The 22,846-nt window shown below is 64.3% G+C and carries 26 protein-coding genes; 6 read left to right on the top strand and 20 right to left on the bottom strand.

What is annotated here, in order from left to right:
- Window positions 1-5: 5 nt before the first annotated feature.
- Window positions 6-1,232, top strand: coding sequence for an ABC transporter substrate-binding protein (locus AB7245_RS20125; protein ID WP_063983724.1), 1,227 nt, complete (start codon window positions 6-8; stop codon window positions 1,230-1,232).
- A 105-nt stretch (window positions 1,233-1,337) separates the two neighbouring features.
- Here AB7245_RS20125 and AB7245_RS20120 read toward each other — a convergent pair whose 3' ends face one another.
- From AB7245_RS20120 to AB7245_RS20085, 8 genes are all read right to left on the bottom strand, one after another.
- Window positions 1,338-2,594 (bottom strand): TCR/Tet family MFS transporter, encoded by a 1,257-nt coding sequence (locus tag AB7245_RS20120; protein WP_439034756.1) that lies wholly within the window; start codon window positions 2,592-2,594, stop codon window positions 1,338-1,340.
- On the bottom strand, window positions 2,591-3,973 hold the full coding sequence (gene der, locus AB7245_RS20115) for a ribosome biogenesis GTPase Der (protein ID WP_071914715.1): 1,383 nt from the start codon (window positions 3,971-3,973) through the stop codon (window positions 2,591-2,593). Before der ends, AB7245_RS20120 begins: the two co-directional genes overlap by 4 nt.
- Before the next feature lie 49 nt (window positions 3,974-4,022).
- Window positions 4,023-4,574, bottom strand: coding sequence for a hypothetical protein (locus AB7245_RS20110; RefSeq protein ID WP_135215260.1), 552 nt, complete (start codon window positions 4,572-4,574; stop codon window positions 4,023-4,025).
- A gap of 44 nt (window positions 4,575-4,618) precedes the next feature.
- On the bottom strand, window positions 4,619-5,272 hold the full coding sequence (locus AB7245_RS20105; protein WP_085402824.1) for a tetratricopeptide repeat protein: 654 nt from the start codon (window positions 5,270-5,272) through the stop codon (window positions 4,619-4,621).
- A 165-nt stretch (window positions 5,273-5,437) separates the two neighbouring features.
- A complete protein-coding gene (locus AB7245_RS20100; protein WP_439034755.1) occupies window positions 5,438-7,030 on the bottom strand; it encodes a class I adenylate-forming enzyme family protein in 1,593 nt (530 codons plus the stop codon).
- A 75-nt stretch (window positions 7,031-7,105) separates the two neighbouring features.
- Complete coding sequence (locus AB7245_RS20095) at window positions 7,106-7,690, bottom strand: NnrU family protein (protein WP_063983728.1); 585 nt, start codon at window positions 7,688-7,690, stop codon at window positions 7,106-7,108.
- A gap of 166 nt (window positions 7,691-7,856) precedes the next feature.
- Entirely contained in the window at window positions 7,857-8,435 is a 579-nt protein-coding gene (locus AB7245_RS20090) for a hypothetical protein (RefSeq protein ID WP_439034754.1), read from the bottom strand.
- Between the two features lie 231 nt (window positions 8,436-8,666).
- Window positions 8,667-10,286, bottom strand: a complete 1,620-nt coding sequence (locus AB7245_RS20085) for a peptide chain release factor 3 (RefSeq protein ID WP_071914726.1) — start codon at window positions 10,284-10,286, stop codon at window positions 8,667-8,669.
- A gap of 158 nt (window positions 10,287-10,444) precedes the next feature.
- On the opposite strand from AB7245_RS20085, the gene sugE reads away from it, so the two are divergent.
- Entirely contained in the window at window positions 10,445-10,759 is a 315-nt protein-coding gene (gene sugE, locus AB7245_RS20080; RefSeq protein ID WP_208086389.1) for a quaternary ammonium compound efflux SMR transporter SugE, read from the top strand.
- Here the strand turns inward: sugE and AB7245_RS20075 are convergent.
- The 7 genes from AB7245_RS20075 to AB7245_RS20045 form a co-directional block, all read right to left on the bottom strand.
- Window positions 10,752-11,759 carry an inorganic phosphate transporter gene (locus AB7245_RS20075; RefSeq protein WP_008143644.1) on the bottom strand — a complete coding sequence of 336 codons (1,008 nt, stop codon included), beginning with the start codon at window positions 11,757-11,759 and terminating at the stop codon, window positions 10,752-10,754. The genes sugE and AB7245_RS20075 overlap by 8 nt on opposite strands.
- Window positions 11,760-11,774: 15 nt before the next feature.
- Entirely contained in the window at window positions 11,775-12,419 is a 645-nt protein-coding gene (locus AB7245_RS20070) for a DUF47 domain-containing protein (protein WP_014495845.1), read from the bottom strand.
- A 156-nt stretch (window positions 12,420-12,575) separates the two neighbouring features.
- On the bottom strand, window positions 12,576-13,544 hold the full coding sequence (locus AB7245_RS20065) for a branched-chain amino acid ABC transporter permease (protein ID WP_085402820.1): 969 nt from the start codon (window positions 13,542-13,544) through the stop codon (window positions 12,576-12,578).
- A 1-nt stretch (window position 13,545) separates the two neighbouring features.
- Complete coding sequence (locus tag AB7245_RS20060; RefSeq protein ID WP_063983732.1) at window positions 13,546-14,409, bottom strand: branched-chain amino acid ABC transporter permease; 864 nt, start codon at window positions 14,407-14,409, stop codon at window positions 13,546-13,548.
- A 72-nt stretch (window positions 14,410-14,481) separates the two neighbouring features.
- Complete coding sequence (locus AB7245_RS20055; RefSeq protein WP_071914736.1) at window positions 14,482-15,702, bottom strand: ABC transporter substrate-binding protein; 1,221 nt, start codon at window positions 15,700-15,702, stop codon at window positions 14,482-14,484.
- Between the two features lie 48 nt (window positions 15,703-15,750).
- Window positions 15,751-16,497: an ABC transporter ATP-binding protein gene (locus AB7245_RS20050; protein WP_071914738.1), complete on the bottom strand. Its 747-nt coding sequence runs from the start codon at window positions 16,495-16,497 to the stop codon at window positions 15,751-15,753.
- Complete coding sequence (locus AB7245_RS20045) at window positions 16,490-17,245, bottom strand: ABC transporter ATP-binding protein (protein ID WP_063983735.1); 756 nt, start codon at window positions 17,243-17,245, stop codon at window positions 16,490-16,492. Before AB7245_RS20045 ends, AB7245_RS20050 begins: the two co-directional genes overlap by 8 nt.
- 302 nt (window positions 17,246-17,547) lie before the next feature.
- Between AB7245_RS20045 and AB7245_RS20040 the strand changes: the two genes are divergently transcribed.
- Window positions 17,548-18,240: a hypothetical protein gene (locus AB7245_RS20040; RefSeq protein ID WP_439034753.1), complete on the top strand. Its 693-nt coding sequence runs from the start codon at window positions 17,548-17,550 to the stop codon at window positions 18,238-18,240.
- A gap of 39 nt (window positions 18,241-18,279) precedes the next feature.
- Here AB7245_RS20040 and AB7245_RS20035 read toward each other — a convergent pair whose 3' ends face one another.
- Window positions 18,280-18,633, bottom strand: a complete 354-nt coding sequence (locus tag AB7245_RS20035) for an ArsC family reductase (RefSeq protein ID WP_014495852.1) — start codon at window positions 18,631-18,633, stop codon at window positions 18,280-18,282.
- Window positions 18,634-18,737: 104 nt separating this feature from the next.
- Here AB7245_RS20035 and AB7245_RS20030 point away from each other — a divergent pair, with 104 nt between their 5' ends.
- From AB7245_RS20030 to AB7245_RS20020, 3 genes are all read left to right on the top strand, one after another.
- Window positions 18,738-19,109 carry a tRNA-binding protein gene (locus AB7245_RS20030; protein WP_071914740.1) on the top strand — a complete coding sequence of 124 codons (372 nt, stop codon included), beginning with the start codon at window positions 18,738-18,740 and terminating at the stop codon, window positions 19,107-19,109.
- 214 nt (window positions 19,110-19,323) lie between these two features.
- Window positions 19,324-19,956, top strand: a complete 633-nt coding sequence (locus AB7245_RS20025; RefSeq protein ID WP_085402817.1) for a TetR/AcrR family transcriptional regulator — start codon at window positions 19,324-19,326, stop codon at window positions 19,954-19,956.
- A 3-nt stretch (window positions 19,957-19,959) separates the two neighbouring features.
- Window positions 19,960-20,742 carry a sulfite exporter TauE/SafE family protein gene (locus AB7245_RS20020; protein ID WP_439034752.1) on the top strand — a complete coding sequence of 261 codons (783 nt, stop codon included), beginning with the start codon at window positions 19,960-19,962 and terminating at the stop codon, window positions 20,740-20,742.
- A 2-nt stretch (window positions 20,743-20,744) separates the two neighbouring features.
- Here AB7245_RS20020 and AB7245_RS20015 read toward each other — a convergent pair whose 3' ends face one another.
- From AB7245_RS20015 to AB7245_RS20000, 4 genes are all read right to left on the bottom strand, one after another.
- Window positions 20,745-21,449: a glutathione S-transferase family protein gene (locus AB7245_RS20015; RefSeq protein ID WP_439034751.1), complete on the bottom strand. Its 705-nt coding sequence runs from the start codon at window positions 21,447-21,449 to the stop codon at window positions 20,745-20,747.
- Window positions 21,450-21,541: 92 nt separating this feature from the next.
- Complete coding sequence (locus AB7245_RS20010; protein WP_166095729.1) at window positions 21,542-21,685, bottom strand: hypothetical protein; 144 nt, start codon at window positions 21,683-21,685, stop codon at window positions 21,542-21,544.
- Between the two features lie 118 nt (window positions 21,686-21,803).
- Window positions 21,804-22,469 (bottom strand): DUF429 domain-containing protein, encoded by a 666-nt coding sequence (locus AB7245_RS20005; RefSeq protein WP_439034750.1) that lies wholly within the window; start codon window positions 22,467-22,469, stop codon window positions 21,804-21,806.
- Between the two features lie 28 nt (window positions 22,470-22,497).
- A complete protein-coding gene (locus tag AB7245_RS20000) occupies window positions 22,498-22,845 on the bottom strand; it encodes a carboxymuconolactone decarboxylase family protein (protein ID WP_439034749.1) in 348 nt (115 codons plus the stop codon).
- Window position 22,846 lies beyond the last annotated feature (1 nt).

Raw genomic sequence — 22,846 nt, 5'->3', positions numbered from 1 at the left:
CTTTTATGACGACGACGCTCGCGCGCCGCTATGCGGCCCTTCTGGCCTGTGCCGCCTTCGGTTTTGCAACATCCGCTTACGCGCAGGACAAGACCGTCAAGATCGGCGTCTTGAATGACATGTCGAGCCTTTATGCCGATATCGGCGGCCCGAACTCCGTGGTCGCGATCAAGATGGCCGTCGAGGATTCCGGCCTGCTCAAGAAGGGCTGGAAGATCGACGTTCTGAGCGGCGATCACCAGAACAAGCCGGACGTCGGCGTCAATATCGCTCGGCAGTGGATCGATAACGAGAAGGTCGATGCGATCGCCGATACGCCGAACTCCGGCGTCGCGCTTGCGGTCAGCAACCTCGTCAAGGAAAAGAATTCGGTGCTGCTGAATTCCGGCGCCGCCTCTGCCGACTTGACCGGCAAGGCCTGCACGCCGAACACGATCTCCTACACTTACGACACCTACATGCTCGCCAACGGCACCGGCAAGGCGCTGACCAAGGCCGGCGGCGACACCTGGTTCTTTCTTACCGCGGATTACGCCTTCGGCCACGCGCTGGAACGCGACACCACGGCCGTCGTGACGGCGAACGGCGGCAAGGTGCTGGGCAGCGTCAAGCACCCGATCAACAGCTCGGACTTCTCGTCCTTCCTGCTGCAGGCCCAATCGTCCAAGGCCAAGGTGGTCGGCCTCGCCAATGCCGGCGGCGACACCACGAACTCGATCAAGCAGGCGGCCGAATTCGGCATCGTATCGGGCGGCCAGAAGCTCGCGGCGCTGCTGCTGTTCATCAACGACGTGCATTCGCTGGGCCTAAAGACCGCGCACGGCCTGACCTTCACCGAGTCCTTCTACTGGGACATGAACGAGCAGACGCGCGCCTGGTCGAAGCGCTTCGCTGCCCTGGCCAGCAAGAACGCGATGCCGTCGATGACCCAGGCCGGCAACTACGCGATGGTGCTGCACTATCTCAAGGCGATGGAAGCGCTCGGCGGCAACCCGCATGACGGCGCCAAGGTCGTCGCCAAGATGAAGGAGCTGCCGACCGACGATCCGCTGTTCGGCAATGGCCCGCTGCGCCAGGACGGACGCCGTCTCATCCCGGCCTATCTGTTCGAGGTGAAGAAGCCCGAGGAGTCGAAGGGCCCGTGGGACTACTACAAGCAGATCGCCACGATCGCAGCGGAAGACGCGGCCAAGCCGCTCAAGGACAGCGAGTGTCCGCTGGTGAAGAAGTAAGAGAGTCGACGCTGCCGTAGGGTGGGCAAAGGCGCGTAAGCGCCGTGCCCACCTTCTCTCCGCGAGTTGACGAAGTAGCGGTGGGCACGCTTCGCTTTGCCCACCCTACGAGACCGTCTTCGTAGTCGCCAGCGTCCGCATCGCGATCGCGACACATGCCACCATCAGCACCGCCGCAAGCAGGAATGGCGCGCCGGGCAGATGCCACGGCGCGCTGGCGCCGATGAAATAGGAAAACGTCAGCGTGAACAGGAACGGCCCGACGAGCTGCGAGACGCTCTGCACGCTCGCGGTCGCGCCCTGCAACTGGCCCTGCTGATCGGGCGCGACCAGTCGCGTCATCAGCGATTGCATGGCGGCGCCCGAGATGCCCCACAGCGACATCACGGGAATGCCGATCCAGAACAGCGGGCCGGTCGGCGCCGCGCCGAAGATCACGAAGCCGATCGCGCCACAGCACAGACCGAGGACCAGCGCATTCCGCTCGCCGAGCACGCGCACGATCGGGCCGATCGCGAGCCCCTGCACCACCATGGCGCAGATGCCGACCATCGCGAGCGTCAGACCCACGGTCTTGGAATCCCAGCCGTAGCGATAGGTCGCATAGAGCACGAAGGTCGAGGGCAGCACGACATGCGCGACCTGTGCGATGAAGTTGACGATGGATAACGCGGCCAGCGCCGCGTTGGAACGCAGCAAGTGCAGCGCTCCGACCGGATTGGCGCTGGTCCAGCGGAACGGCGCGCGCCGCTCCGGCGCCAGCGATTCCGGCAGGACGAAGAGCCCATAGAGCGCATTGGCAAAGCTCAAAGCCGCCGACGCCCAGAACGGCAGCCGCGGATCGATATCGCCGAGCAGGCCGCCGAGCGCCGGGCCCAGGATGAAGCCGGCGCCGAAGGCAGCTCCAATCCTGCCGAAGACGGCCGCGCGCCGCTCCGGCGGCGTGATGTCGGCGATATAGGCAAAGGCGGTCGAAATGCTCGCCGAGGTGATGCCCGAGATCACGCGGCCGATGAACAACCAGAGCAGCGACGGCGCGAGCGCCATCAGCACATAGTCGGCGGCGAGCCCGAAATTCGACAGCAGCACCACCGGCCGCCGTCCGAAGCGATCCGACAGCGCGCCGAGCACCGGCGAGAACACGAACTGCATCAGCGCCCAGGCGGTGCCGAACAGGCCGAAGATACGGGCCGCATGCGCGGTGTCGTTGTCGACGAAGCTCTCGATCAGCTTCGGCAGGATCGGCATGATCACGCCGAGCGCGAGCATGTCGAGCAGGATGGTGACGAAGATGAAGGCGACGGCACCACGCCGGACCGGCGCAGCGCTTCGCGCCGTCGCCTCGCCGGCATCGTTGCTCACGACGGCCGCTTGCGCTTGTGGGCGAAGGGGTTGGCCTTTTCGCGCAAGGTGATGCGCACCGGCGTACCCGGCAGCTCAAAGGTCTCGCGCATGGAATTGGTCAGGTAGCGCAAATAAGACTGCGGCACCGCGTCCGCGCGCGAGCAGAACAGCACGAAGCTCGGCGGACGCGCCTTGTTCTGCGTGATGTAATTCAGCTTGAGCCGTCGGCCGGACACCGCCGGCGGCGGATTGGCCTGCACGGCCTGCTCGAACCAGCGATTGAGCGCGGAGGTCGGCACGCGCCTGTTCCAGACGGCGTAGGCATCCTGGATCGCCTGCATCAGACGATCGATGCCCTCGCCCATCAGACCTGATACGGCGACGATCGGCACGCCCTTGATCTGCGGCAGCCAATGGTCGGCATCCCGGCGCAGGCCCGAGACGGCGCCGCCGCCCTTGGTCTCCATCAGATCCCATTTGTTGACGGCGAGCACGACCGCGCGGCCTTCGCGCTCGATCAGATCGGCGATGCGCAGGTCCTGCTCCTCGAAGCGGTTCTGCGTGTCCATCATCATCACGACGACTTCGGCAAAGCGGACCGCGCGCAACGCGTCGGCGACCGAGAGCTTCTCCAGCTTTTCCTCGATGCGCGAGCGACGGCGCAGGCCTGCGGTATCGAACACGCGAAAATCGCGGCCCTTCCAGTTGATCTCGACCGCGATGGAATCGCGCGTGGTGCCGGCCTCCGGGCTCGTCAGCAGGCGCTCCTCGCCGAGCAGATGATTGATCAGCGTCGACTTGCCGGCATTGGGCCGGCCGACGATGGCGACGCGGATCGGACGCGTCGCGGCCTCCTCCTCGGTCAGCGGCTCGTCGTCCTCGGCTTCATCTTCCTCGACAGGCTCCGGCATCAACTCGCGGAGGGCGTCATACAGCTCGCCCATGCCTTCGCCGTGCTCGGCCGAGACCTGGATGGGATCGCCGAGGCCGAGCGCAAAGGCCTCCATCGCGCCGGCATCGCCGTGCTTGCCTTCGCTCTTGTTGGCGACCAGCAGTACCGGCTTGTCGGCCTTGCGGGCGAAATCGGCGAAGGCGCGATCGGTGGGCGTCAGGCCGATGCGGGCGTCGATGACGAAGAACAGCGCGTCGGCCTGTGCGATCGCGGCCTCGGTCTGCTCCTGCATGCGCGCGGTCAGCGAGCCCTTGGCGCCCTCGTCGAGGCCGGCGGTGTCGATGATGGTGAATTCGAGGTCGCCGAGCCTGGCCTCGCCTTCGCGGCGGTCGCGGGTGACGCCCGGCAGGTCATCGACGAGCGCGAGCTTCTGCCCAACCAGGCGGTTGAACAGCGTCGATTTGCCGACATTTGGCCGGCCGATAATAGCAATCGTGAAGGACATCGGTCATTCGTGCGCTGCGAAGGCCGCGCCTGTCAATGTAATGAAGTGATCAGCGCGAAAAGCTGCCGCTCGGCATCGGTGCCGGGAAAGCTCCCTGCGATTGCTGCTGGGTGGTCTGGGTCGGTTGCGCCTGCTGGACGGGTTGATCCGGCGGCGGGGCGGTGGTGCGCTTGCGCACGATCTTCTGCTTGGGCGGCGGAGCAGCCGTGGGCGGCGCGGCCTCCGGCTGGGCCTCGCCGTCGACCTCGCCCGCCGGCGCCTCAGCGGGCGCGGCCGCGGTGCTGGCAGGCTGTTTGGTCTTCTTCGCCTTGGCACCCTTTGCCGGCTTGGCCTCGGGCGGCGGCTCGGCGGGCAGAGCCGCGACGGCCGGTGCGTTCGGATCCGGCTGCTGCTGTGCTGCGCCCTTGTACATCTCCCGCGGCACGCCCTGCTCGAGGCCCGGAACGCCCTCCGGGAAGACCGGCTTGCGGTCGCCCGGCAGCTTCTTCTTGGTGTCGAGGAAGTCGAGCATGTCGCTTGGATCGAAGCTGGAGCAGCCGCCCAGGATGCCCGTGAAGGCGATCAGGACGGCGGCTGCGATCAAGCGTGGCGTGCGGCGCATCTTGTGTCTCGTCTACGTCAGAGAGCCCGAAGGTCAGCTCTTGGTCAGCTTTTGGCGACGGGCGGCAGCAGGGCCTGGAGCGCCTCGGCGCGTGAGCGCAAACCGGGCGGCGTTTCGCCGTCCTCGGCAATCGCGTCGAGCCATTTGCGGGCTGCGGTCATGTCGTTGTTGCGCCAGGCCGATAGCGCCAGCAACTCGCGGGCGCTGTGGCGGAACGTGGATTTGGGCGCGGCGGAGGACTCCAGCCGCTGCTGCATGTCGGCATAGGACGCGCTGTCGACCAGCAAGCCGGCGGCGCGGAGCTTCGCCAGATCCTGCCACTCACCACCGATGCTGCGATCGGCGGCGATGTCGTCAAACATCTTGGCGGCCGCCTTGGGATCGCGGGGCGCTGCCTCGGCCGCGGCACGTAGCCGCGCCAGGGTGCGATAACCCGAAGGAGCCTTGGCGGCGAGCGCGGTGAAGGCGGCCTCGGCCTCCGCGTGCTTGTCCTGGTCGGACAGCTCAGCGGCCTTCTCGAAGGCGGCGCCGGCCTCGGCGGCCTTTTTGCCCTCCAGATACTGGTAGCCGCGCCAGCCACCGACGGCAGCCACGATCAGCACCATCAGGGCAATGAAGACAATCGAATACTTGTCCCACAGCTTCTTGAGCTGTTCGCGACGTACTTCCTCGTCGACTTCGTCAAATAATTCAGACACTTATGCTAATCCCATGCCCGTCCGGGTGCGCGCGCCAATGCGTTCGCGTCAGGAATCCCGTCCCCACGTGGCGGCGGGGTAGCCTAACGATATGGCGGTGGCAAGGCAAAGCGAGCCCAATCAAGGCGTTAACCACCTGGGATAGCCCGGACCGGCCTGTCCGGCTCAGGTTCCCAGGAGCTCCCGCAGCTGCCGCTTCAGCACCTTGCCGTTGGCATTGCGCGGCAGCGGCTCGGGGGTGATCGCCATGGTTTCGGGGACCTTGTAGTCGGACAGCCGCTCCGCGCACCAGGCGCGCAAGGCTTCGCTCGCCACCGGCGCCCGCGTCACCACCACGGCGTGGACGCGCTCGCCCAGCACCGGGCAGGCCTTGGCAATGATCGCGCTCTCGACAACGGCGGGGTGGCTGGCCAGCACGGATTCGACCTCGGCCGAATAGATCTTCAGGCCGCCGCGATTGATCATGTCCTTCTGGCGGTCGAACACGCGGACAAACCCCTCCGCGTCGACCGAGCCGAGATCGCCGGAATGCCAGAATCCGCCCGTGAAGCTTTCGGCCGTCGCCTTCGGGTTATTCCAGTAGCCCTTGATGACGGAGGCGCTCTGGATCCAGAGCTCGCCGATCTCGCCATGAGGCAGCTCGCGCCCGTCCGCACCCATCGCGACGATGCGGGCACCTGGACACGGCAGGCCGACACTGTCGATGTGGCTTGCAGTCAGCTCGCCCGGCATGATCGTCGAGGGCGACGTCGTCTCGGTCGAACCGTAGCAGTTCGCGAGCTTCAGGCCGGGAATCGTCGCCTTGAGCTTCTCGATGGTCGCGACCGGCATCGGCGCGCCGCCAAAGCCGCCGATGCGCCAGCTCGAGAGATCGTAGCTGTCGAAATCGGGCTGGAGCAGGCAGAGATTGTACATCGCCGGCACCATCACCGTGTAGGTGACGCGCTCGCGCGCGGCGAGCTTGAGATAATCGGCAGCCTTGAACTCCGGCATGATGATCAGCGCGCCGCCGCAGCGGATCATGGTCGTGATGTTGGCGACGACGCCGGTGACGTGGCCGAGCGGTACGGCCGCGATCGAGCGGTCCGCTTCCGTCAATTGCAGGCAGGAGACGAACACCATCGAGGAATGGACGATGTTGCAATGGGCGAGCATCGCGCCCTTCGGCTTGCCCGTCGTGCCCGAGGTGTAGAGGATCATCGCGGTGTCCTCCTCGCCGATCTCGACCGGCGCCGGTGCCGGGGCGTGGTCGGCGAGCACGGCGAAACGCGACAGGGCCTGATCGCTGTCGACGGCGATGCGGTGGATGACATCGGGGACGTCAAGCGCAGCGGGCAGCCGCCCGGTCAGCCCCGCTTCATGGATCAGGACCTTGGCGCCGCAATCGGCGAGGACATAGGCGATCTCGGGCTTCTGCTGGCGCGTGCCGAGCAGCACCGTCACCAGCCCCTCATGCGCGGCGGCAAACAGCAGCAGCGGAAATTCGATGCGATTGCCGAGCAGGATCGCGACGCGATCGCCACGCTGCAGGCCGAGCTTGCGAAAGCCGGCCGCGATCCGCGCGGCCTGCTCCACGGCCTGCCGCCAGCTCAACCGGACATCGCCTGCGATCAGCGCTTCGCCATCCGGATTGCGGGCGCAAGCGTCCGCGATCATCGCCCACAGGCTCGCCGGCCGGTCGCAGAAGGCCGGCACCACCCGATCGCCAAAGCGCGCCTCGAACCGCATCGGCGGGATCTGAGATTGCGACCAGTCCATCGGGATGCCCTCGGCTGTTGCTTGTCACGTTCCGCGCACGGCTGCGCGGAACCGTCTTGCGCTGATCGGCTGTCGTCAGCCTCCCATGACGGGAACGCCGATCACAACCGGGTGGAATGCGAAGGCCAGCGCGAGATAAGCGACGACACCGACTGCAACGGCGATCAGATCATTGGTGACCCCGCCCACCGGAATCGGCGGGCCGCCGCCATCGGTGCGATGCTTCAGCGAGATGCGGTCGTACACGGCCCAGCCCAGGAACGAGCCAAACAGGATGATGGAGCCGAGATCGCCATTGGCGAGCAGATGCGCGGCCGCCCACAATTTGATGCCCGCCAGCATCGGATGCTTCAGCGTCGCATAGATGCGCCCGCGCAAGTAGGACGCCACCACCAGGATGACCGCGGGCAGCATCAGCGCCACTGTAATGTGCTTGAATGCGACCGGCGGCTCCCAAACCGGGATCATTCCGGCAGCGCGATAATGGGCGAAGCCCCAGATGATCAGCGCCAGCCCCGCAAGCGAGACGGCCGCATAGAGGATCTTGTAGGTCCCCTCGCCCAGCCTCGCGATCGCCTGCGCGCGCGCCTCTCGTTTCGTTGTGAAAACATGGGCCGCAAAAAACAGCATCAGCCCCAGGATCATGACCAGCAGACCCACGACATCCTCCCCTCAACCAGCGCCCCCGCCCATGGCGTATCATCGATTGGGCGCGGGTCGCAACTCTCGCGCCTCATGGTCAGGCGTGCAGGCTCGGGTCTGCAACAGCGCGGCCTTCATCCTGCGAGACCCGCGCAAGCGCAGTCCGCAAGATGCGGGGATAGAGCTATTTTCCAAGCTCGCGATTATCGACATAGCGGATCGCGATCGGACGCCCAGCCAGCGCTCCCCCGAGGCCGCTGGTGAATTTGAGCGGCAGGCAGGCTTTCAGCGATGAATTGATCGCGTTGAGATAGGTCGTTCGGGTATCGGCCGGGACGCCCGCGGTCGCATAGGTCAGCTGCGGCGGACCGATCATGCCGCCTGCCTTGTTGAAGCTGAAGCGCACCGCCATCTGCATGCCCGCGCGCGCATTGTCCGATGGCGGCGACCAGCAGGTGCGTAGCTCGGCGAAGAGATCGCCGATCGTATCGAGATCGTGATCCGGCTTCCGGTATTTGGCGCGATCAGCCTCCGTCGGCACGGTTTCGATCGTGAGCTGGAGGTTCTGACCGTAGGGATAATCGATCTCGGGAATGCAGGGGCCGGGCTCGAGCGGGCTGCAATAGTACGGCGTGCAGGGCCGGCCGGCGAGCACGCTGCAAGGCTCATGCGAAAACGGGATCGGATTGATCTGGCGGCGCTGCGCATCGGCGGCAACCGTCGATATCGCCAACATGAGGAAAACGAGGATGCCGCGCCACATGATGCGAGCTCACAATGTCACACGCACAAACGTGGCATTGCCAACGAACGCGTCAAGCCTGCGGCTGTTCACATGCTCGCGTTTAGCTCCGGTGTCGTCGCCCGGCTCGACCGGGCGACCAAGTACTCCGAGACGGCGGTGATGGAATCGAGAGGCTGCGGCGTACTGGATTCCCCGCCTACGCGGGGAATGACAGCGGAGTGTGGCCACGCAGCAAGCGCAGAGAGCGCCCTACCCCTTCTTCTTGACGTCCTTGACGTTCGTGAACTCGATGCCCTCGGCGCGCTCCCTGGCGTAGCCGAGATAGAACTCGTTTCTCGCCAGATACACGGGATCGCCGTCGACATCGTCGGCGATGCTCGAGGTGTTGGCCGCGATGAAAGTGTCGAGCTTCTTGCGATCTTCGGATGAGACCCAGCGGGCGAGCTGGAACTCGCTGACCTCGAACTCGACGGGCAGCGAATATTCCGCCTCGAGCCGTGCCTTCAGCACGTCAAGCTGCAGCGCCCCGACCACGCCGACCAGCGCCGGTGCGCCGTCGCGCGGGCGGAACACTTGCACAACGCCCTCTTCGGACATCTGCTGAAGCGCTTCCTTCAGCTTCTTCGCCTTCATCGCGTCGGTGAGACGCACGCGGCGGACGATTTCCGGCGCGAAGCTCGGTACGCCGACGAAGGTGAAATCCTCGCCCTCGGTCAGGGTGTCGCCGATGCGCAGCGTGCCGTGATTGGGAATACCGACGACGTCGCCGGCGAAGGCTTCGTCCGCGACCGACCGGTCCTGCGCGAAGAAGAATTGCGGGCTCGACAGCGGCATGCTCTTGCCGGTGCGCACCAGCTTGGCCTTCATGCCGCGGCTGAGCTTGCCGGAGCACAGGCGCGCAAAAGCAATGCGGTCGCGGTGGTTCGGATCCATGTTCGCCTGGATCTTGAACACGAAGGCGCTCATGCGCGGGTCGGTCGCCTCGATCTTGCGCTGGTCGCTCTCCTGCGCGCGCGGCTCCGGCGCGAACTTGCCGAGGCCTTCCAGGAGGTCGCCGACGCCGAAATTGCGCAGCGCGCTGCCGAAATAGACCGGCGTCAGATGCCCCTCGCGAAAGGCGGCGAGCTCGAACGGTTTTGAAGCCTCGGTGACGAGCTCGAGCTCGTCCTTCACCGCGGAGACGTCGAGATTGGCGTTGAGCTTGGCCAGTTCCGCGATCTCGATCTGCTGCGCCGCACCGGTCTTGGCGCCGCCGCCTTCGAGCAGGCGCACGCCGCCATTGGCGACGTCATAGGTGCCGAGGAAATCGCGGCCGCGGCCGACCGGCCAGGTCATCGGCGTGGTGTCGAGCGCCAGCGTCTTCTCGATCTCGTCGAGCAGCTCGAACACGTCGCGGCTTTCGCGGTCCATCTTGTTGATGAAGGTGATGATCGGAATGTCGCGCAGGCGGCAGACCTCGAACAGCTTTCGGGTGCGCGCCTCGATGCCCTTGGCAGCGTCGATCACCATGACGGCGGAGTCGACGGCCGTGAGCGTACGGTAGGTGTCCTCCGAAAAGTCCTCGTGGCCCGGCGTGTCCAGCAGATTGAACACGAGACCCTCGAACTCGAACGTCATGACCGAGGTCACGACCGAGATGCCGCGCTCGCGCTCGATCTTCATCCAGTCCGAACGGGTGTTGCGCCGCTCGCCCTTGGCCTTGACCTGGCCGGCGAGATTGATGGCGCCGCCGAACAGCAGCAGTTTCTCGGTCAGCGTGGTTTTGCCCGCGTCCGGGTGGGAGATGATCGCGAAGGTGCGCCGCCGCGCCACCTCGGTGGCGAGCGGGGAACGGGCCGGCGAGTCGGCTGATATGGCGATGTCGGACATGGCGGGAGCGTTTGGCAGGGAAAATGGGCCTGATCAAGCCTCATGTGGTGATTGCGGAGCCCTACGGCCAGCCCCATATCCGCTCCCGGGGAGGACGGCCTCCCCCCTCATCAGCATATCCGCCGCGGGGACGACCCTGCCTTGAATGGAGGGTCGTCATGGCCTGGAGCATCCTGTTCGTCGCCGGTCTTCTCGAGATTACCTGGGCGATCGGCCTGAAATACACCGAGGGCTTTACCAAGCTTGTTCCGTCCGTCATCACGCTCGTGGCGATGGCCGGCAGCGTCATTCTGCTCGGACTTGCTCTTAAAACACTGCCCGTCGGAACCGCCTATGCGGTCTGGACCGGCATCGGTGCGGTCGGTACCGCCGCGCTTGGCATCATTCTGTTCGGCGAGCCGGCCACGGCGTTCCGCCTCGCCAGCATCGGGCTGATCGTCGCCGGCATCGCTGGGCTGAAATTCGTCACCTGACGAAAATCTGGACCGCCCACCAGGTCAGCGCCGCGACAATGGCCGAGGCCGGGATCGTGATCACCCAGGCATAGACGATCGAGCTCGCGACGTTCCAGCGCACCGCCGAGACGCGGCGGGCCGCGCCGACGCCGACGATCGCGCCGGTAATGGTGTGGGTGGTCGAGACGGGAACGCCGAGGAAGGTCGCCATGAACAGGGTCGCTGCGCCGCCGGTTTCGGCGCAAAAGCCCTGCATCGGTGTCAGCTTGGTGATGCGCAGGCCCATGGTGCGGACGATGCGCCAGCCGCCCATCAGCGTGCCCAGCGCCATCGCGGCCTGGCAGGACAGCACCACCCAGAACGGTACCGAGAATTCACCGCCGAGATGCCCTTGCGAATAGAGCAGCACGGCGATGATGCCCATGGTCTTCTGGGCGTCATTGCCGCCATGGCCGAGCGAATAGAGCGAGGCGGAGGCGAATTGAAGGATGCGGAACGCGCGATCGACCGCAAACGGCGTCGAGCGCACCGAGAGCCAGGACACGATCGCGACCAGCATCATCGCGAGCAGGAAACCGACCAGCGGCGACAGCACGATCGCCAGCACCGCCTTGGACAGGCCGCTCCACACCGCCGCCGAGATCCCCGCCTTGGCCATGCCGCCGCCGACGAGGCCGCCGATCAGCGCATGCGACGACGAGGATGGGATGCCGAGCCCCCAGGTCACCAGGTTCCAGACGATCGCGCCGACGAGCGCCGCGAAGATCACCTGGGCGTCGACCACCGCGGGATCGATGATGCCGGTGCCGATGGTCTGGGCAACATGCAGCCCGAACACCATGAAGGCGATGAAATTGAAGAACGCGGCCCAGAGCACCGCGAATTGCGGCCGCAGCACGCGGGTGGACACGATGGTCGCGATCGAATTGGCGGCGTCGTGCAGGCCGTTCAGGAAGTCGAACAGCAGCGCGACGGCGATCAAGCCGACGAGGACAGGAAGTCCGAGCGCAGCATCCACGGCGCGACCCCTGCCCTAAACTTGCTCGATGACGATGCTGTTGATCTCGTTCGCGACGTCGTCGAAACGGTCGGCCACCTTTTCGAGATGGTCGTAGATCTCGACGCCGACGATGAAATCCATCGCGCTGCCATCACGGTGCTTGAGAAACAGCTCCTTCAGCCCGATGTCGTGGAGATCGTCGACCCGGCCCTCCAGCTTGCCCAGCTCTTCCGTGATCGCGGTCAGCATCGCGACGTTCGGGCCGATCGACTGCATCAGCGGCAACGCGCGCCCCACGAGATTGGCACATTCGATCAGGAGCCCGCCAATCTCCCGCATCGGCGGCTCGAACGTGCGGACCTCGAACAGCATCACGGCCTTGGCCGTCTGCTGCATCTGGTCGATGGCGTCGTCCATCGAGGTGATCAGGTTCTTGATGTCGCCGCGGTCGAACGGCGTGATGAAGGTGCGACGCACTGCCGTCAGCACCTCACGGGTGATGTTGTCGGCGTCGTTCTCGAACTGGTTGACGCGCTGGCAGTAGACCGGCGTCTCCTCGCCCCCGTTGAGCATGCCCTGGAGAGCGATCGAGCCCTGGATCACGGTCTGTGCATGGCGGTCGAACAGGTCGAAGAACCGTTCTTCCTTGGGCAGGAAAGCGCGAAACCATCGCATCATGGGGATAGGCTACCGGTTGGAAATGGCCCGGCCCGAATAGGCCGTCACAAAACTGTCATAGACCATTTCCGCTCCGCGCGCGTGTCATCTCACGCCCGCGGAGCAGGATCATCCACCGGATTCGCGCACCAATGAAATTGGTACGATATCAAAGGTTTATAGCGAGCGCCGGAAGTAATGGGCGATTTCGCCGATGACGCCGCGACGGAAGGTGAGCACGCAGACCACGAAGATCGAGCCCTGGATCACCGTCACCCATTGGCCAAAACCCGCCAGATATTGCTGCATGGCGATGATCGCGAAGGCACCAACCACGGGGCCGAAGATGGTGCCGAGACCGCCAACCAGCGTCATCAGCACGACCTCGCCCGACATCGTCCAGTGCACGTCGGTGAGCGAGGCATTCTGCGCCACGAACACCTTCAGCGATCCGGCAAAGCCGGCCAGCGTGCCGGACAGGACGAAAGCCAGGAATTTATATTGGTCGGTCCGGTAGCCGAGCGAGATCGCGCGCGGCTCGTTCTCGCGGATCGACTTCAGCACTTCACCGAACGGTGAGTTGATGATGCGGTAGATCAGCAGGAAGCCGGCGAGGAAGCCGACCAGCACGACGTAATAAAGCACCGTCGGCTTGGAGAGATCGAGCAAACCGAACATCCGCCCCTGCGGAATGCCCTGGATGCCGTCCTCACCATGGGTGAACGGCGCCTGGAGGTAGATGAAGTACAGGAGCTGCGACAGCGCCAGCGTGATCATCGAGAAATAGATGCCCTGGCGGCGGATCGAGATATAGCCGGTGATGAGCGACAGCCCGAACGCCGCGGCGATTCCGACGAGGATGCCGAGCTCCGGCGGCAACGCCCACACTTTCAGCGCGTGCGCGCTGCAATAGCCGGCGGTGCCCATGAACATTGCGTGGCCGAACGACAACAGGCCGCCATAGCCGATCAGCAGGTTGAAGGCGCAGGCAAGCAGCGCAAAGCACAGCGCCTGCATCACGAAGAACGGATAGACGCCCGTGAAGGGCACCGACGCCAGCAGCAGCGCCATCACCACGAACACGACCATCTCGTCACGCATCGCGCGCGGGGTTACCGGCAGCGTGTCGTCCGTCAAGGCTGTCATATCAGGCCGCCCTTCCCGTCAGTCCCGTTGGCTTCACCAAGAGCACCAGCACCATCAGCACGAACACGACGGTGTTCGAGGCCTCGGGGTAGAAATACTTGGTCAGGCCCTCGATCACACCGAGCGCAAAGCCGGTGATGATGGAGCCCATGATCGATCCCATGCCGCCGATCACGACCACCGCGAACACGACGATGATGAGGTCGGCGCCCATCAACGGCCGCACCTGGTTGATCGGCGCCGAGAGCACACCGGCGAGCGCGGCAAGGCCGACGCCAAGACCGTAGGTCAGCGTAATCATGCGCGGCACGTTGATGCCGAAAGCGCGCACCAGCGTCGGATTTTCGGTGGCAGCGCGCAGGTTAGCACCGAGCCGCGTCTTCTCGATCAGGAACCAGGTGGCGATACACACCACCAGCGAGAAGATGACGACCCAGCCGCGATAGATCGGCAGGAACATGAAGCCGAGATTCATGCCGCCCTTGAGCTGGTCCGGAATGGCATAAGGCAGACCGGAGGAGCCGAAATAGTTCTGGAACACGCCCTGCACGATCAGCGCGATGCCGAAGGTCAGGAGCAGACCGTAGAGGTGGTCGAGCCCGGTCAGCCATTGCAGCATGGTCCGTTCCAGGATCATGCCGAAGATGCCGACGATAACAGGCGCGATCAGCAGCGCCCACCAGTAGTTGATTCCGCCGAGGCTCAGCAGGAAATAGGCAACGAACGCGCCCATCATGTAGAGCGCGCCGTGGGCGAAATTGATGATGTTGAGCATGCCGAAGATCACGGCAAGCCCGAGACTGAGCAGCGCGTAGAACGAGCCGTTGATCAATCCCACCAGTAGCTGAGCGTAAAGAGCCTGCATCGATCCCGCACCCGGTCCCTTCGGCGTTGCCTGAAAATCGCCCGCAGGCCTGATCGCCTGCGGGCGGTTATCTTACTTCTTCAAGAGCGCGCACTTGCTCTCGGACAGCGGCGTGAAAGCCTGGTCGCCCGGCACGGTGCCGACCAGCTTGTAGAAGTCCCACGGCCCCTTGGACTCCGAGGGCTTCTTCACCTCGAACAGGTAGGCGCTGTGGATGGTGCGGCCGTTCGGCTGGATCTCGCCCTTGCCGAACAGGTCGTCCTCCGTCGGCAACGACTTCATCTTCTCGACGACCTTGACGCCGTCATGGGGATTGCCGCCGAGCGCTTCCAGCGTCTTGAGATAGTGACGCACGCCCGCATAGACGCCGGCCTGCACCATGGTGGGCGGCGCGTTGTTCTTCATCTTGTCGGAGAAGCGCTTGGAGAAGGCCCGGGTCTTGTCGTCCATGTCCCAATAGAACGTCTCGGTGAAGTTGAGGCCCTGCGCGGTCTCGAGGCCAATCGCCTTGACGTCGGTGAGGAACAGCAGCAGCGCCGCGAGCTTCTGTCCGCCCTTGACGATGCCGAACTCGGCCGCCTGCTTGATCGAGTTGGTGGTGTCGCCGCCGGCATTGGCAAGGCCGATGATCTTGGCCTTGGACGCCTGCGCCTGCAGCAGGAATGACGAGAAGTCGGGCGTGTTGAGTGGATGCTTGACGCCGCCGACGACCTTGCCGCCGTTGGCGGTGACCACGGCCGTGGTATCGCGCTCGAGCGCCGCACCGAAGGCGTAGTCCGCGGTCAGGAAGAACCAGCTGTCGCCACCGGCCTTCACCAGAGCCTGACCCGTGGTGTGGGCCAGCATGTAGGTGTCGTAGGTCCAATGCACCGTATTGGGCGAGCACTGCGCGTTGGTGAGGTCCGAGGTCGCGGCGCCCGAGTTGATGTAGACGCCATTCTTTTCCTTGATGACGTTGTTGACGGCGAGCGCCACGCCGGAGTTCGGCACGTCAACGATGATGTCGACCTTGTCGACGTCGAACCATTGCCGCGCGATCGCGGTGCCGATGTCGGGCTTGTTCTGGTGATCGCCGGAGATGATGTCGATCTTCCAGCCCTTCGCCGCAAGGCCGGAATCTTCGACGGCCATCTGGGCGGCGAGCGTCGAGCCGGGACCGCCGAGGTCGGCGTAGAGGCCGGACTGATCGGACAGCGCGCCGATCTTGACGGTCTTGTCCTGCGCAAAGGCTACGCCAGCCGTGGTGACGGCCAACGCCGTGCCGAGCAGAAACGACGCAATCGACTTTTTCATGCTACTTCCCTCGTGAATTTTCTCGTGGCCGTTTGACGCTTGGCCGTCTTAGACGCCTAGATAGGTGTGGAGCTTGTCCATGTTGGCGGCAAGCTCCGAATTGGAAAATCCGTCAATGATCTTGCCGTGCTCGACCACGTAATAGCGGTCGGCGACGGTGGATGCGAACCGGAAGTTCTGCTCGACCAGGAGGATGGTAAAGCCCTCCTTCTTGAGCCGTGCAATGGTGTGGCCGATCTGCTGGATAATGACAGGCGCAAGACCTTCGGTCGGTTCGTCCAGCATCAGGAAGCTCGCGCCGGTGCGCAGGATGCGCGCGATCGCGAGCATCTGCTGCTCACCGCCGGAGAGCTTGGTGCCCTGGCTGTTGAGACGTTCCTTCAGATTCGGAAACAGATCGAAGATCTGCTCGAGCGGCAATCCGCCCGGGCGAACCACCGGCGGCAGCAGCAAATTCTCCCGCACATCGAGACTGGAGAAAATGCCGCGTTCCTCCGGGCAGAACGCGATGCCCATCCGCGCGATCTTGTCGGAGGTCGCGCGGATGATGTCCTGGTTGTTGAACTTCACCGAGCCGGTCCGCTTGCCGATGATGCCCATGATCGACTTCAGCGTGGTCGTCTTGCCGGCGCCGTTGCGGCCGAGCAGCGTGACGACCTCGCCCGCGTTCACGTCGAAATTGATCCCGTGCAGGATGTGGGACTCGCCGTACCATGCTTCCAGGTTGCGGACCTGGAGGATGTTGCCGCCGGTTGCGGTCTTTGCGGGAGCGTCCGCGGTTGCAGTCTCAGGCATGACCGGCTCCCAGATAGGCTTCCTTGACGCGCTCGTCCTTGGTGAGTTCGCTGTAATGGCCTTGCGCCAGCACCTGCCCGCGCGTCAGCACGGTGATGATGTCGGAGAGATTGGCCACGACGCTCAGATTATGCTCGACCATCAGGATGGTGTATTTCGCCGAGATGCGCTTGATCAGCGCCGCGATCTTGTCGATGTCCTCGTGGCCCATGCCGGCCATCGGCTCGTCCAGCAACATCATCTCGGGGTCGAGCGCGAGCGTGGTTGCGATCTCGAGCGCGCGCTTGCGGCCGTAGGCCATCTCGACCGCGGGCGTATTGGCAAACTCGCTGAGGCCGACATCGTTCAACAGTTCACGCGCGCGATCGTTGAAGCGGTTGAGCACGGACTTGGAGCGCCAGAAATCGAAGGAACTGCCGTGCTGGCGCTGAAGCGCAACGCGGACGTTTTCCAGCGCGGTGAGATGCGGAAACACCGCCGAGATCTGGAATGAACGGACCAGTCCCAGGCGCGCCACATCGGCCGGCGCCATCGCCGTGATGTCCTGCCCCTTGTACAGAATTTTGCCGGCGGACGGTTTGAGGAACTTGGTCAAAAGATTGAAGCACGTCGTCTTGCCCGCCCCGTTCGGGCCGATCAACGCGTGAATGCTCCCACGGCGAACCTTGAGCGCAACGTCGCGGACGGCGAAGAAGCCCGCGAACTCCTTGGTCAAGCCTTCCGTTTCGAGAATGAACTCATCGGCCAAACAGATTTCCCCCTGCCCGCACAATACGCGTGGCTGTCCTTAGTTACTTCGGCTTTCCGGGGGCCTTGGAGCCTGTCCCGGAACGTCGCCTCCGGGCGCGGAATATGCCGGAGGTGACGGGGGTTAGGCAAGGCGGAAAGCTGAGCAGATCAGGTCTCCGGCCGGGAGGCTTATGCTCCCTTAGTCGGACGCGTTTTGATGTCGCCTGCCCGGCCTCCCGGTTCGCAAGGCACCGGTCATCAAGCCGTCGTTAACGGTCTTTCATCCCGCGCGCCAGCCTTCATAGAAAATTTTCCCGCCGCATGGATCATGCGCGGGTTTTATGCGTCGGGAATATTGTCTTGGAAATTGCCTTGGATTTTGCAAGCGCCGCTCCTTCTGTCGTCAAGTCGATCAGGCAGCGTGATCTCCTGAACACGTGGCTGCGACTTTATGCGCGCGGGCAGATGGTGCCGGCGATCTGGGAGTATCAGCCCGCGCGGCTCGAGGAAGAGCTGTCCGATCTCATCTATTATACCGTCGACATCTCGGCGCCGACGCCGCGCCTCATCATCCAGAGCGAAGGCACGCGCATCTCGCGCGCCTATGGACAGACCGGCAAGGGCGTTCTGCTCGACGACTATATCGGACCGCGCCTCGCACCCTTCGTGATGCCGATCTATTATGAATGCGTGGCACGTGGGCTTCCGGTCTACAGCGTGGCCGACGTCGACGACATCTATGGCCGCGTGGTTGCCTATGAACGGCTGCTGCTGCCGTTCCAGACCGCCGGCAAGGTCTGCCACGTCATCGCCTCGCTCAAGACATTCTGCGAGGACGGCGGCTTCGAGATCAAGAATCTGATGCGCGGAAATGACGCGCTGCCGCGCCCGAAACTGCGCACGGTGATCGACCGCGATCTCTTCCATCGCGCTCCCGGCCGGATCGCTGCCGCCGACGTCGTCGAGTTCGCCGATCAGCCTGGCGTCACCACCGAGATCGTCGAGCTGAATTAGAGGCCAGCGCGATCTGGCGCCGACCTACTTGGCCTTGACCTACTTGGCCTTGACTTCCTTGGCATAGATATCCGGCTTGAAGCCTACCAGAAGCTTGCCGCCGACTTCGAGCACCGGCCGCTTGATCATCGATGGTTGCGCTAGCATCAGCGCCAGCGCCTTCTTCTCGGTGAGGCCTTCCTTGTCGGAATCCGGCAGCTTCTTGAAGGTCGTGCCGGCGCGATTGAGCAGCGTCTCCCAGCCAGCCTTGTCGCTCCACTGCTTGAGCTTGTCCTTCTCGACGCCCGCCGCCTTGTAGTCGTGGAACTCGTAGGCGACGCCATGGGTGTCGAGCCATGCGCGCGCCTTCTTCATGGTGTCGCAGTTCTTGATGCCGTAGATGATGTTGGGCAAGACCTTCCTCGCGCATGCGTCGTTGGATGACTGCAGCGTTGTACGAAACTCCGGTTCGCGCGACAACATTGCGAACGAACCTCGCTCTCCGAACGGATACATCAATGCACGCCACTCACGATCCCGCCGCGGCCGCGTCGCCAGCCATCGACTTCAACGCCTTCCTCGCGGTCGATATCCGTGTCGGCACCATCGTCGATGCAAAACCGTTCCCGGAGGCGCGCAAGCCGGCCTGGCGGCTGTGGATCGACTTCGGTCCCGCGATCGGCGTGCGCAAGAGCTCGGCCCAGATCACCGAAAATCATCCGCTCGAGACGCTGGTGGGGCAGCAGGTCGCGGCCGTCGTCAACTTCCCGCCGCGCCAGATCGGTCCTGTTGTCTCGGAGGTGTTGACGCTCGGCTTCCCCGATGCCGAGGGCAAGGTCGTGCTGGTGCAGCCGAGCAAGCCTGTGCCGAACGGCGGACGACTGTTCTAGCCGCGCGATTGCGGGCCGGGCCGCCGTTACCTCCCGCCATACCCCCGGCGGCGGCTTGATCCTCCTGTTTCCGGACCGTCTGGACTTGACCAAGATCGCCTTTGGTAATAAAAATGACTGACTGATCGTTTTTTATTGGTGCCCCACTATATAGCGACCCCATCAGGCGAACAGTCAAAACGACCGATCTGTCAGTTATTTATGGACTGCCAAAATGCCCAAGATCAGCGACAAGCAACGCGAAGGTAGGCGGCAGCAGATCCTCGAAGCGGCGCTTGCCTGCTTCGCCGAGCAAGGCTTTCACCAGACCGGCATGGCCGACATCGTCAAACGGTCGGGCTTGAGCCACGGCGCGGTCTATCTCTACTTCCAGAGCAAGGACGATTTGATCGAGGCGCTCGCCGACGACCGGCATCGTCGCGAGGCCGTGCTCAACTCGGTGGCGCAGGGATCGGGTGATCCGATCGAAGGACTCCACGCGCTGATCCGCGTCTACGCGCAATGGCTCACCGATCCCGCCGGCGAAGCGCGGCGTCGCGTCGGCATCCACGGCTGGGCGGAGGCCCTGCGCAACCGCCGCGTCCGCACCAGCGTCGTCGAAGGCATCGACATGCCGCGCGCGCTGATCGTGGCGCTGGTCGAGCGCGGCCAGCATGACGGCCTGATCAAGCGCGACCTCGGCGCCGATGCGATCGCGCGCGTGCTCATCGCGATCTTCCAGGGCTTCGTGCTGCAGAAATGCTGGGGTGAGGATTTTGACGTTGAGGCCTGCATGATGGCCGTGGGCGGCGTGATCGAGGGATTTCGCACGACCAGGCCTGACATCAAGCGGCGGACCAGGACGTAAGCGATGTCCTGGATTCACGATCTCCTCGCAGGCATCGGCGTCGGTCTCGTCGGCGGGCTGACATCGGGCTTCATGGGAACGAGCCCGGGCGGCGGGCTTGTCGTCTTCACCGTGCTGCTGCTCGGCGCGGAGCAGCATGTCGCCCAGGGGACTTCGCTGATCACGCAGGTCCCGCCCACTGGCCTCGCCGGCGTACGCCGCTACTGGCAGGGCGGCAATCGCAGCCCGCTGCAATGGATCGCCTGGATCGGCCTCGGATTTCTCGTCGGCGGTGCAGGCGGCGGTTACGCCGCGGCGGCGGTCTCCGACTCGGTGCTGCAATGGACCTACGTCGTCTATCTCGTCGCGCTGATCGCCCTTCTGATCCTGCGCCGCGACCGCAAGGACGGGAGCCACGCGGCCGCCGACCGAGACGAACTGCCTTGGCTCCCCCTGCTTCTCATCGGCGCGCTTGCCGGATTTTCCTCCGGCTTCATGGGCATCGGCGGCGGGCTCGCGATCACCGTCGGCCTCGCCGCGGGCCTACGCGTCCCGCAGCACCAGGCGCAACTCGTTAGCCTCATCTTCTCGGTCATCCCGACCAACATTCCGGCGGCCTGGATCTACTGGAGCAAGGGGCTCATGGTCGGCTGGCCGGCCATCATCGGGATTCTCGCCGGCCTCTGGATCGGAACCGATCTCGGCGCACGCGCGGCCAATGGCGTCAGCAAAGCGGTGCTGCACAGGGTCATGATCGCCCTCGTCTCGGTGATGGCGCTCTACATGACGCATAAGGCGCTGACCTGATTTTACGGCCGCTTCGGAATGTTCAGGCCGCGCTGCACGGCAGGACGCGCCAGCCCCCGTTCGAGCCAGGCACCGACCGACTTGAACTGGCTGAATTCGACGAGATCGCCGGCGCCGTAGAAGCCGATGAGATTGCGCACCCAGCCGAGCATGGAGATGTCGGCGATGGTGTAGTCGTCATCCATGAACCATTGCCGGCCGGAAAGATGCGTCTCCATCACGCCGAGCAGACGCTTGGCCTCGCCCACGTAACGTTCGAGTGGCCGCTTGTCCTCGAAATCCTTGCCGGCGAATTTGTGGAAGAAGCCGACCTGGCCGAACATCGGCCCGATGCCGCCCATCTGGAAATGCACCCACTGGATGGCCTGGTAGCGGCGCGCGGCGTCCTCCGGCAGAAGCTTGCCGGTCTTCTCGGCGAGGTATTGCAGGATCGCCCCGGACTCGAACAGCGGCAGCGGCCGGCCGCCCGGACCGTTGGGATCGAGGATCGCCGGAATCTTGCCGTTCGGATTGAGTGAGAGGAATTCCGCCGTCTTCTGGTCGTCCTTGCCGAAGTCGACGAGGTGGACCTCGTAAGGCAGACCGATCTCTTCCAGCATGATCGACACCTTGACGCCGTTCGGCGTCGGCAGCGAATAAAGCTGAAGCAGCTCCGGATGCCTGGCAGGCCAGCGTTTGGTGATGGGAAAGGCGGACAGATCAGGCATCGGAACCCCGGCTTCGTTCGTGAGATGCCGCCTAATCTAGGCGAGCCGTCGAACGGCGCAAGGCCGAGCAGTGATCATGCATCGAAGCCGGACTACAGGGGCCGCAGCAGATGCCTGGCCGCGTACGCGATATCGCGCTGCGCGCGTTGCTCGATGAAGAGCTGCCCGGTGACGAGCAGCGCCCCGGTGAAAACGAGCGCGAGCATCGCGGTCGCGAACTGACTGGCATCCTTCATCGCACGAGCTTCTCCGTCATCGGTTCGCACGGGGAACGCGGGCCGACCGTCGACAGTTCCTGCACGCTTCAAATAAATTGCCACTTTATCCCGACTCGAGACGCGCGAGGCCGCGACCTCAATAATTGATCTCCATCCGCAGCCCGCGCGGATCGACCTCCTCGCCGCCGACACGCTCTGTGCTGTCGCGGGCCGCGACCGCGCAGGCACAGGCATCGATGAGATCGTCGCGGCCGATGCCGGTGCCATGACGCTGCGTCAGCCATGTCTCCAGGCGCGTGAAGCCGTGTTGCGCCAGCAGCGAGATGCGCTGCTCACGACCTCGCGCCGACGTCTTCTTCGGAAGACGGACTCGGCCCGCCAGATTCCAGAAAATCAATTCCGGATGCGCTTCGCCAATTGTCGCCTGCCGCACCGGCGTCATGATCTCGTCGACGTCCCTGATCTTGTCCCTGATGTTCCAGAGCTGCGCCGACACGCCCCTGCCCTTGCCCTCCCGCTCCCAATAGTGGCGGTTGGCTGCCGCCATGTCGGGAAATGTCCAGAGATCGCGGCGCGCGCCGAGAAACACGGCGGGGCCGACCAGCTCGCGCGCGCGCAGGTCGCACACACGATAGCCGCTCGGATTCAATCCGATCGGCATGTCGATCATCGCACGCGCATGCGGCAACGCAAGCAAGCGCATCAGGCCCAGCGAATAATCAAAGCCGTGATCGCCGTGCTCGTCGATCCAAGCTGCGACCCAGCCGAAGCGAAACCCATCGAGACCGAGATAGTTTGGCAAATCATGCGTCCCGACGTCGACTAGACATCTATGTTTCTCCCTCGTCACTGTGCCGCTCGAACAAGCGCTGCGCCAGCAGCGCATGGCCGAGCGTGCCGCCGGCGCGCACGGCCGCGGCGATCAATGCCGCTTCGGCGACTTCCTCCCGCGTCGCGCCGGCTTTCGCTGCCTGCGCCGTATGCACGTCGACGCAATAAGCGCATTGCGTGGTGAGTGCCACCGCGAGCGAGATCAGCTCGCGATATTTCGGCGGGATCAATCCGTCCTTGCGCTCGACCGCGTGGTTGAACGCAAGGAACGCGTTGGCCTCGACCGGCGCGAGCGCCACGAAAGCCGGGACAGATTTCAGATCGTCAGGCGTTTGATAATCGGTCATG

This window comes from Bradyrhizobium sp. 604_D8_N2_3, assembly GCF_051810765.1.
GTDB lineage: Bacteria > Pseudomonadota > Alphaproteobacteria > Rhizobiales > Xanthobacteraceae > Bradyrhizobium > Bradyrhizobium barranii.
The sequence above is the reverse complement of the archived record's forward strand: the minus strand, read 5'-3'. Positions and strand labels throughout refer to the sequence as shown.

Bases quoted from the DNA above. Each gene is read 5' to 3' on its own strand.
- AB7245_RS20060 (WP_063983732.1), bottom strand. From the start codon at position 14,409: ATGCAGGCTCTTTACGCTCAGCTACTGGTGGGATTGATCAACGGCTCG.
- AB7245_RS20010 (WP_166095729.1), bottom strand. From the start codon at position 21,685: ATGAAGGATGCCAGTCAGTTCGCGACCGCGATGCTCGCGCTCGTTTTC.
- AB7245_RS20040 (WP_439034753.1), top strand. From the start codon at position 17,548: ATGGATCATGCGCGGGTTTTATGCGTCGGGAATATTGTCTTGGAAATT.
- AB7245_RS20090 (WP_439034754.1), bottom strand. From the start codon at position 8,435: ATGTGGCGCGGCATCCTCGTTTTCCTCATGTTGGCGATATCGACGGTT.
- AB7245_RS20025 (WP_085402817.1), top strand. From the start codon at position 19,324: ATGCCCAAGATCAGCGACAAGCAACGCGAAGGTAGGCGGCAGCAGATC.
- AB7245_RS20085 (WP_071914726.1), bottom strand. From the start codon at position 10,286: ATGTCCGACATCGCCATATCAGCCGACTCGCCGGCCCGTTCCCCGCTC.
- AB7245_RS20125 (WP_063983724.1), top strand. From the start codon at position 6: ATGACGACGACGCTCGCGCGCCGCTATGCGGCCCTTCTGGCCTGTGCC.
- AB7245_RS20000 (WP_439034749.1), bottom strand. From the start codon at position 22,845: ATGACCGATTATCAAACGCCTGACGATCTGAAATCTGTCCCGGCTTTC.
- AB7245_RS20110 (WP_135215260.1), bottom strand. From the start codon at position 4,574: ATGCGCCGCACGCCACGCTTGATCGCAGCCGCCGTCCTGATCGCCTTC.
- AB7245_RS20050 (WP_071914738.1), bottom strand. From the start codon at position 16,497: ATGCCTGAGACTGCAACCGCGGACGCTCCCGCAAAGACCGCAACCGGC.
- AB7245_RS20015 (WP_439034751.1), bottom strand. From the start codon at position 21,449: ATGCCTGATCTGTCCGCCTTTCCCATCACCAAACGCTGGCCTGCCAGG.
- der (WP_071914715.1), bottom strand. From the start codon at position 3,973: ATGTCCTTCACGATTGCTATTATCGGCCGGCCAAATGTCGGCAAATCG.
- AB7245_RS20055 (WP_071914736.1), bottom strand. From the start codon at position 15,702: ATGAAAAAGTCGATTGCGTCGTTTCTGCTCGGCACGGCGTTGGCCGTC.
- AB7245_RS20070 (WP_014495845.1), bottom strand. From the start codon at position 12,419: ATGATGCGATGGTTTCGCGCTTTCCTGCCCAAGGAAGAACGGTTCTTC.
- AB7245_RS20100 (WP_439034755.1), bottom strand. From the start codon at position 7,030: ATGGACTGGTCGCAATCTCAGATCCCGCCGATGCGGTTCGAGGCGCGC.
- AB7245_RS20020 (WP_439034752.1), top strand. From the start codon at position 19,960: ATGTCCTGGATTCACGATCTCCTCGCAGGCATCGGCGTCGGTCTCGTC.
- AB7245_RS20030 (WP_071914740.1), top strand. From the start codon at position 18,738: ATGCACGCCACTCACGATCCCGCCGCGGCCGCGTCGCCAGCCATCGAC.
- AB7245_RS20065 (WP_085402820.1), bottom strand. From the start codon at position 13,544: ATGACAGCCTTGACGGACGACACGCTGCCGGTAACCCCGCGCGCGATG.
- sugE (WP_208086389.1), top strand. From the start codon at position 10,445: ATGGCCTGGAGCATCCTGTTCGTCGCCGGTCTTCTCGAGATTACCTGG.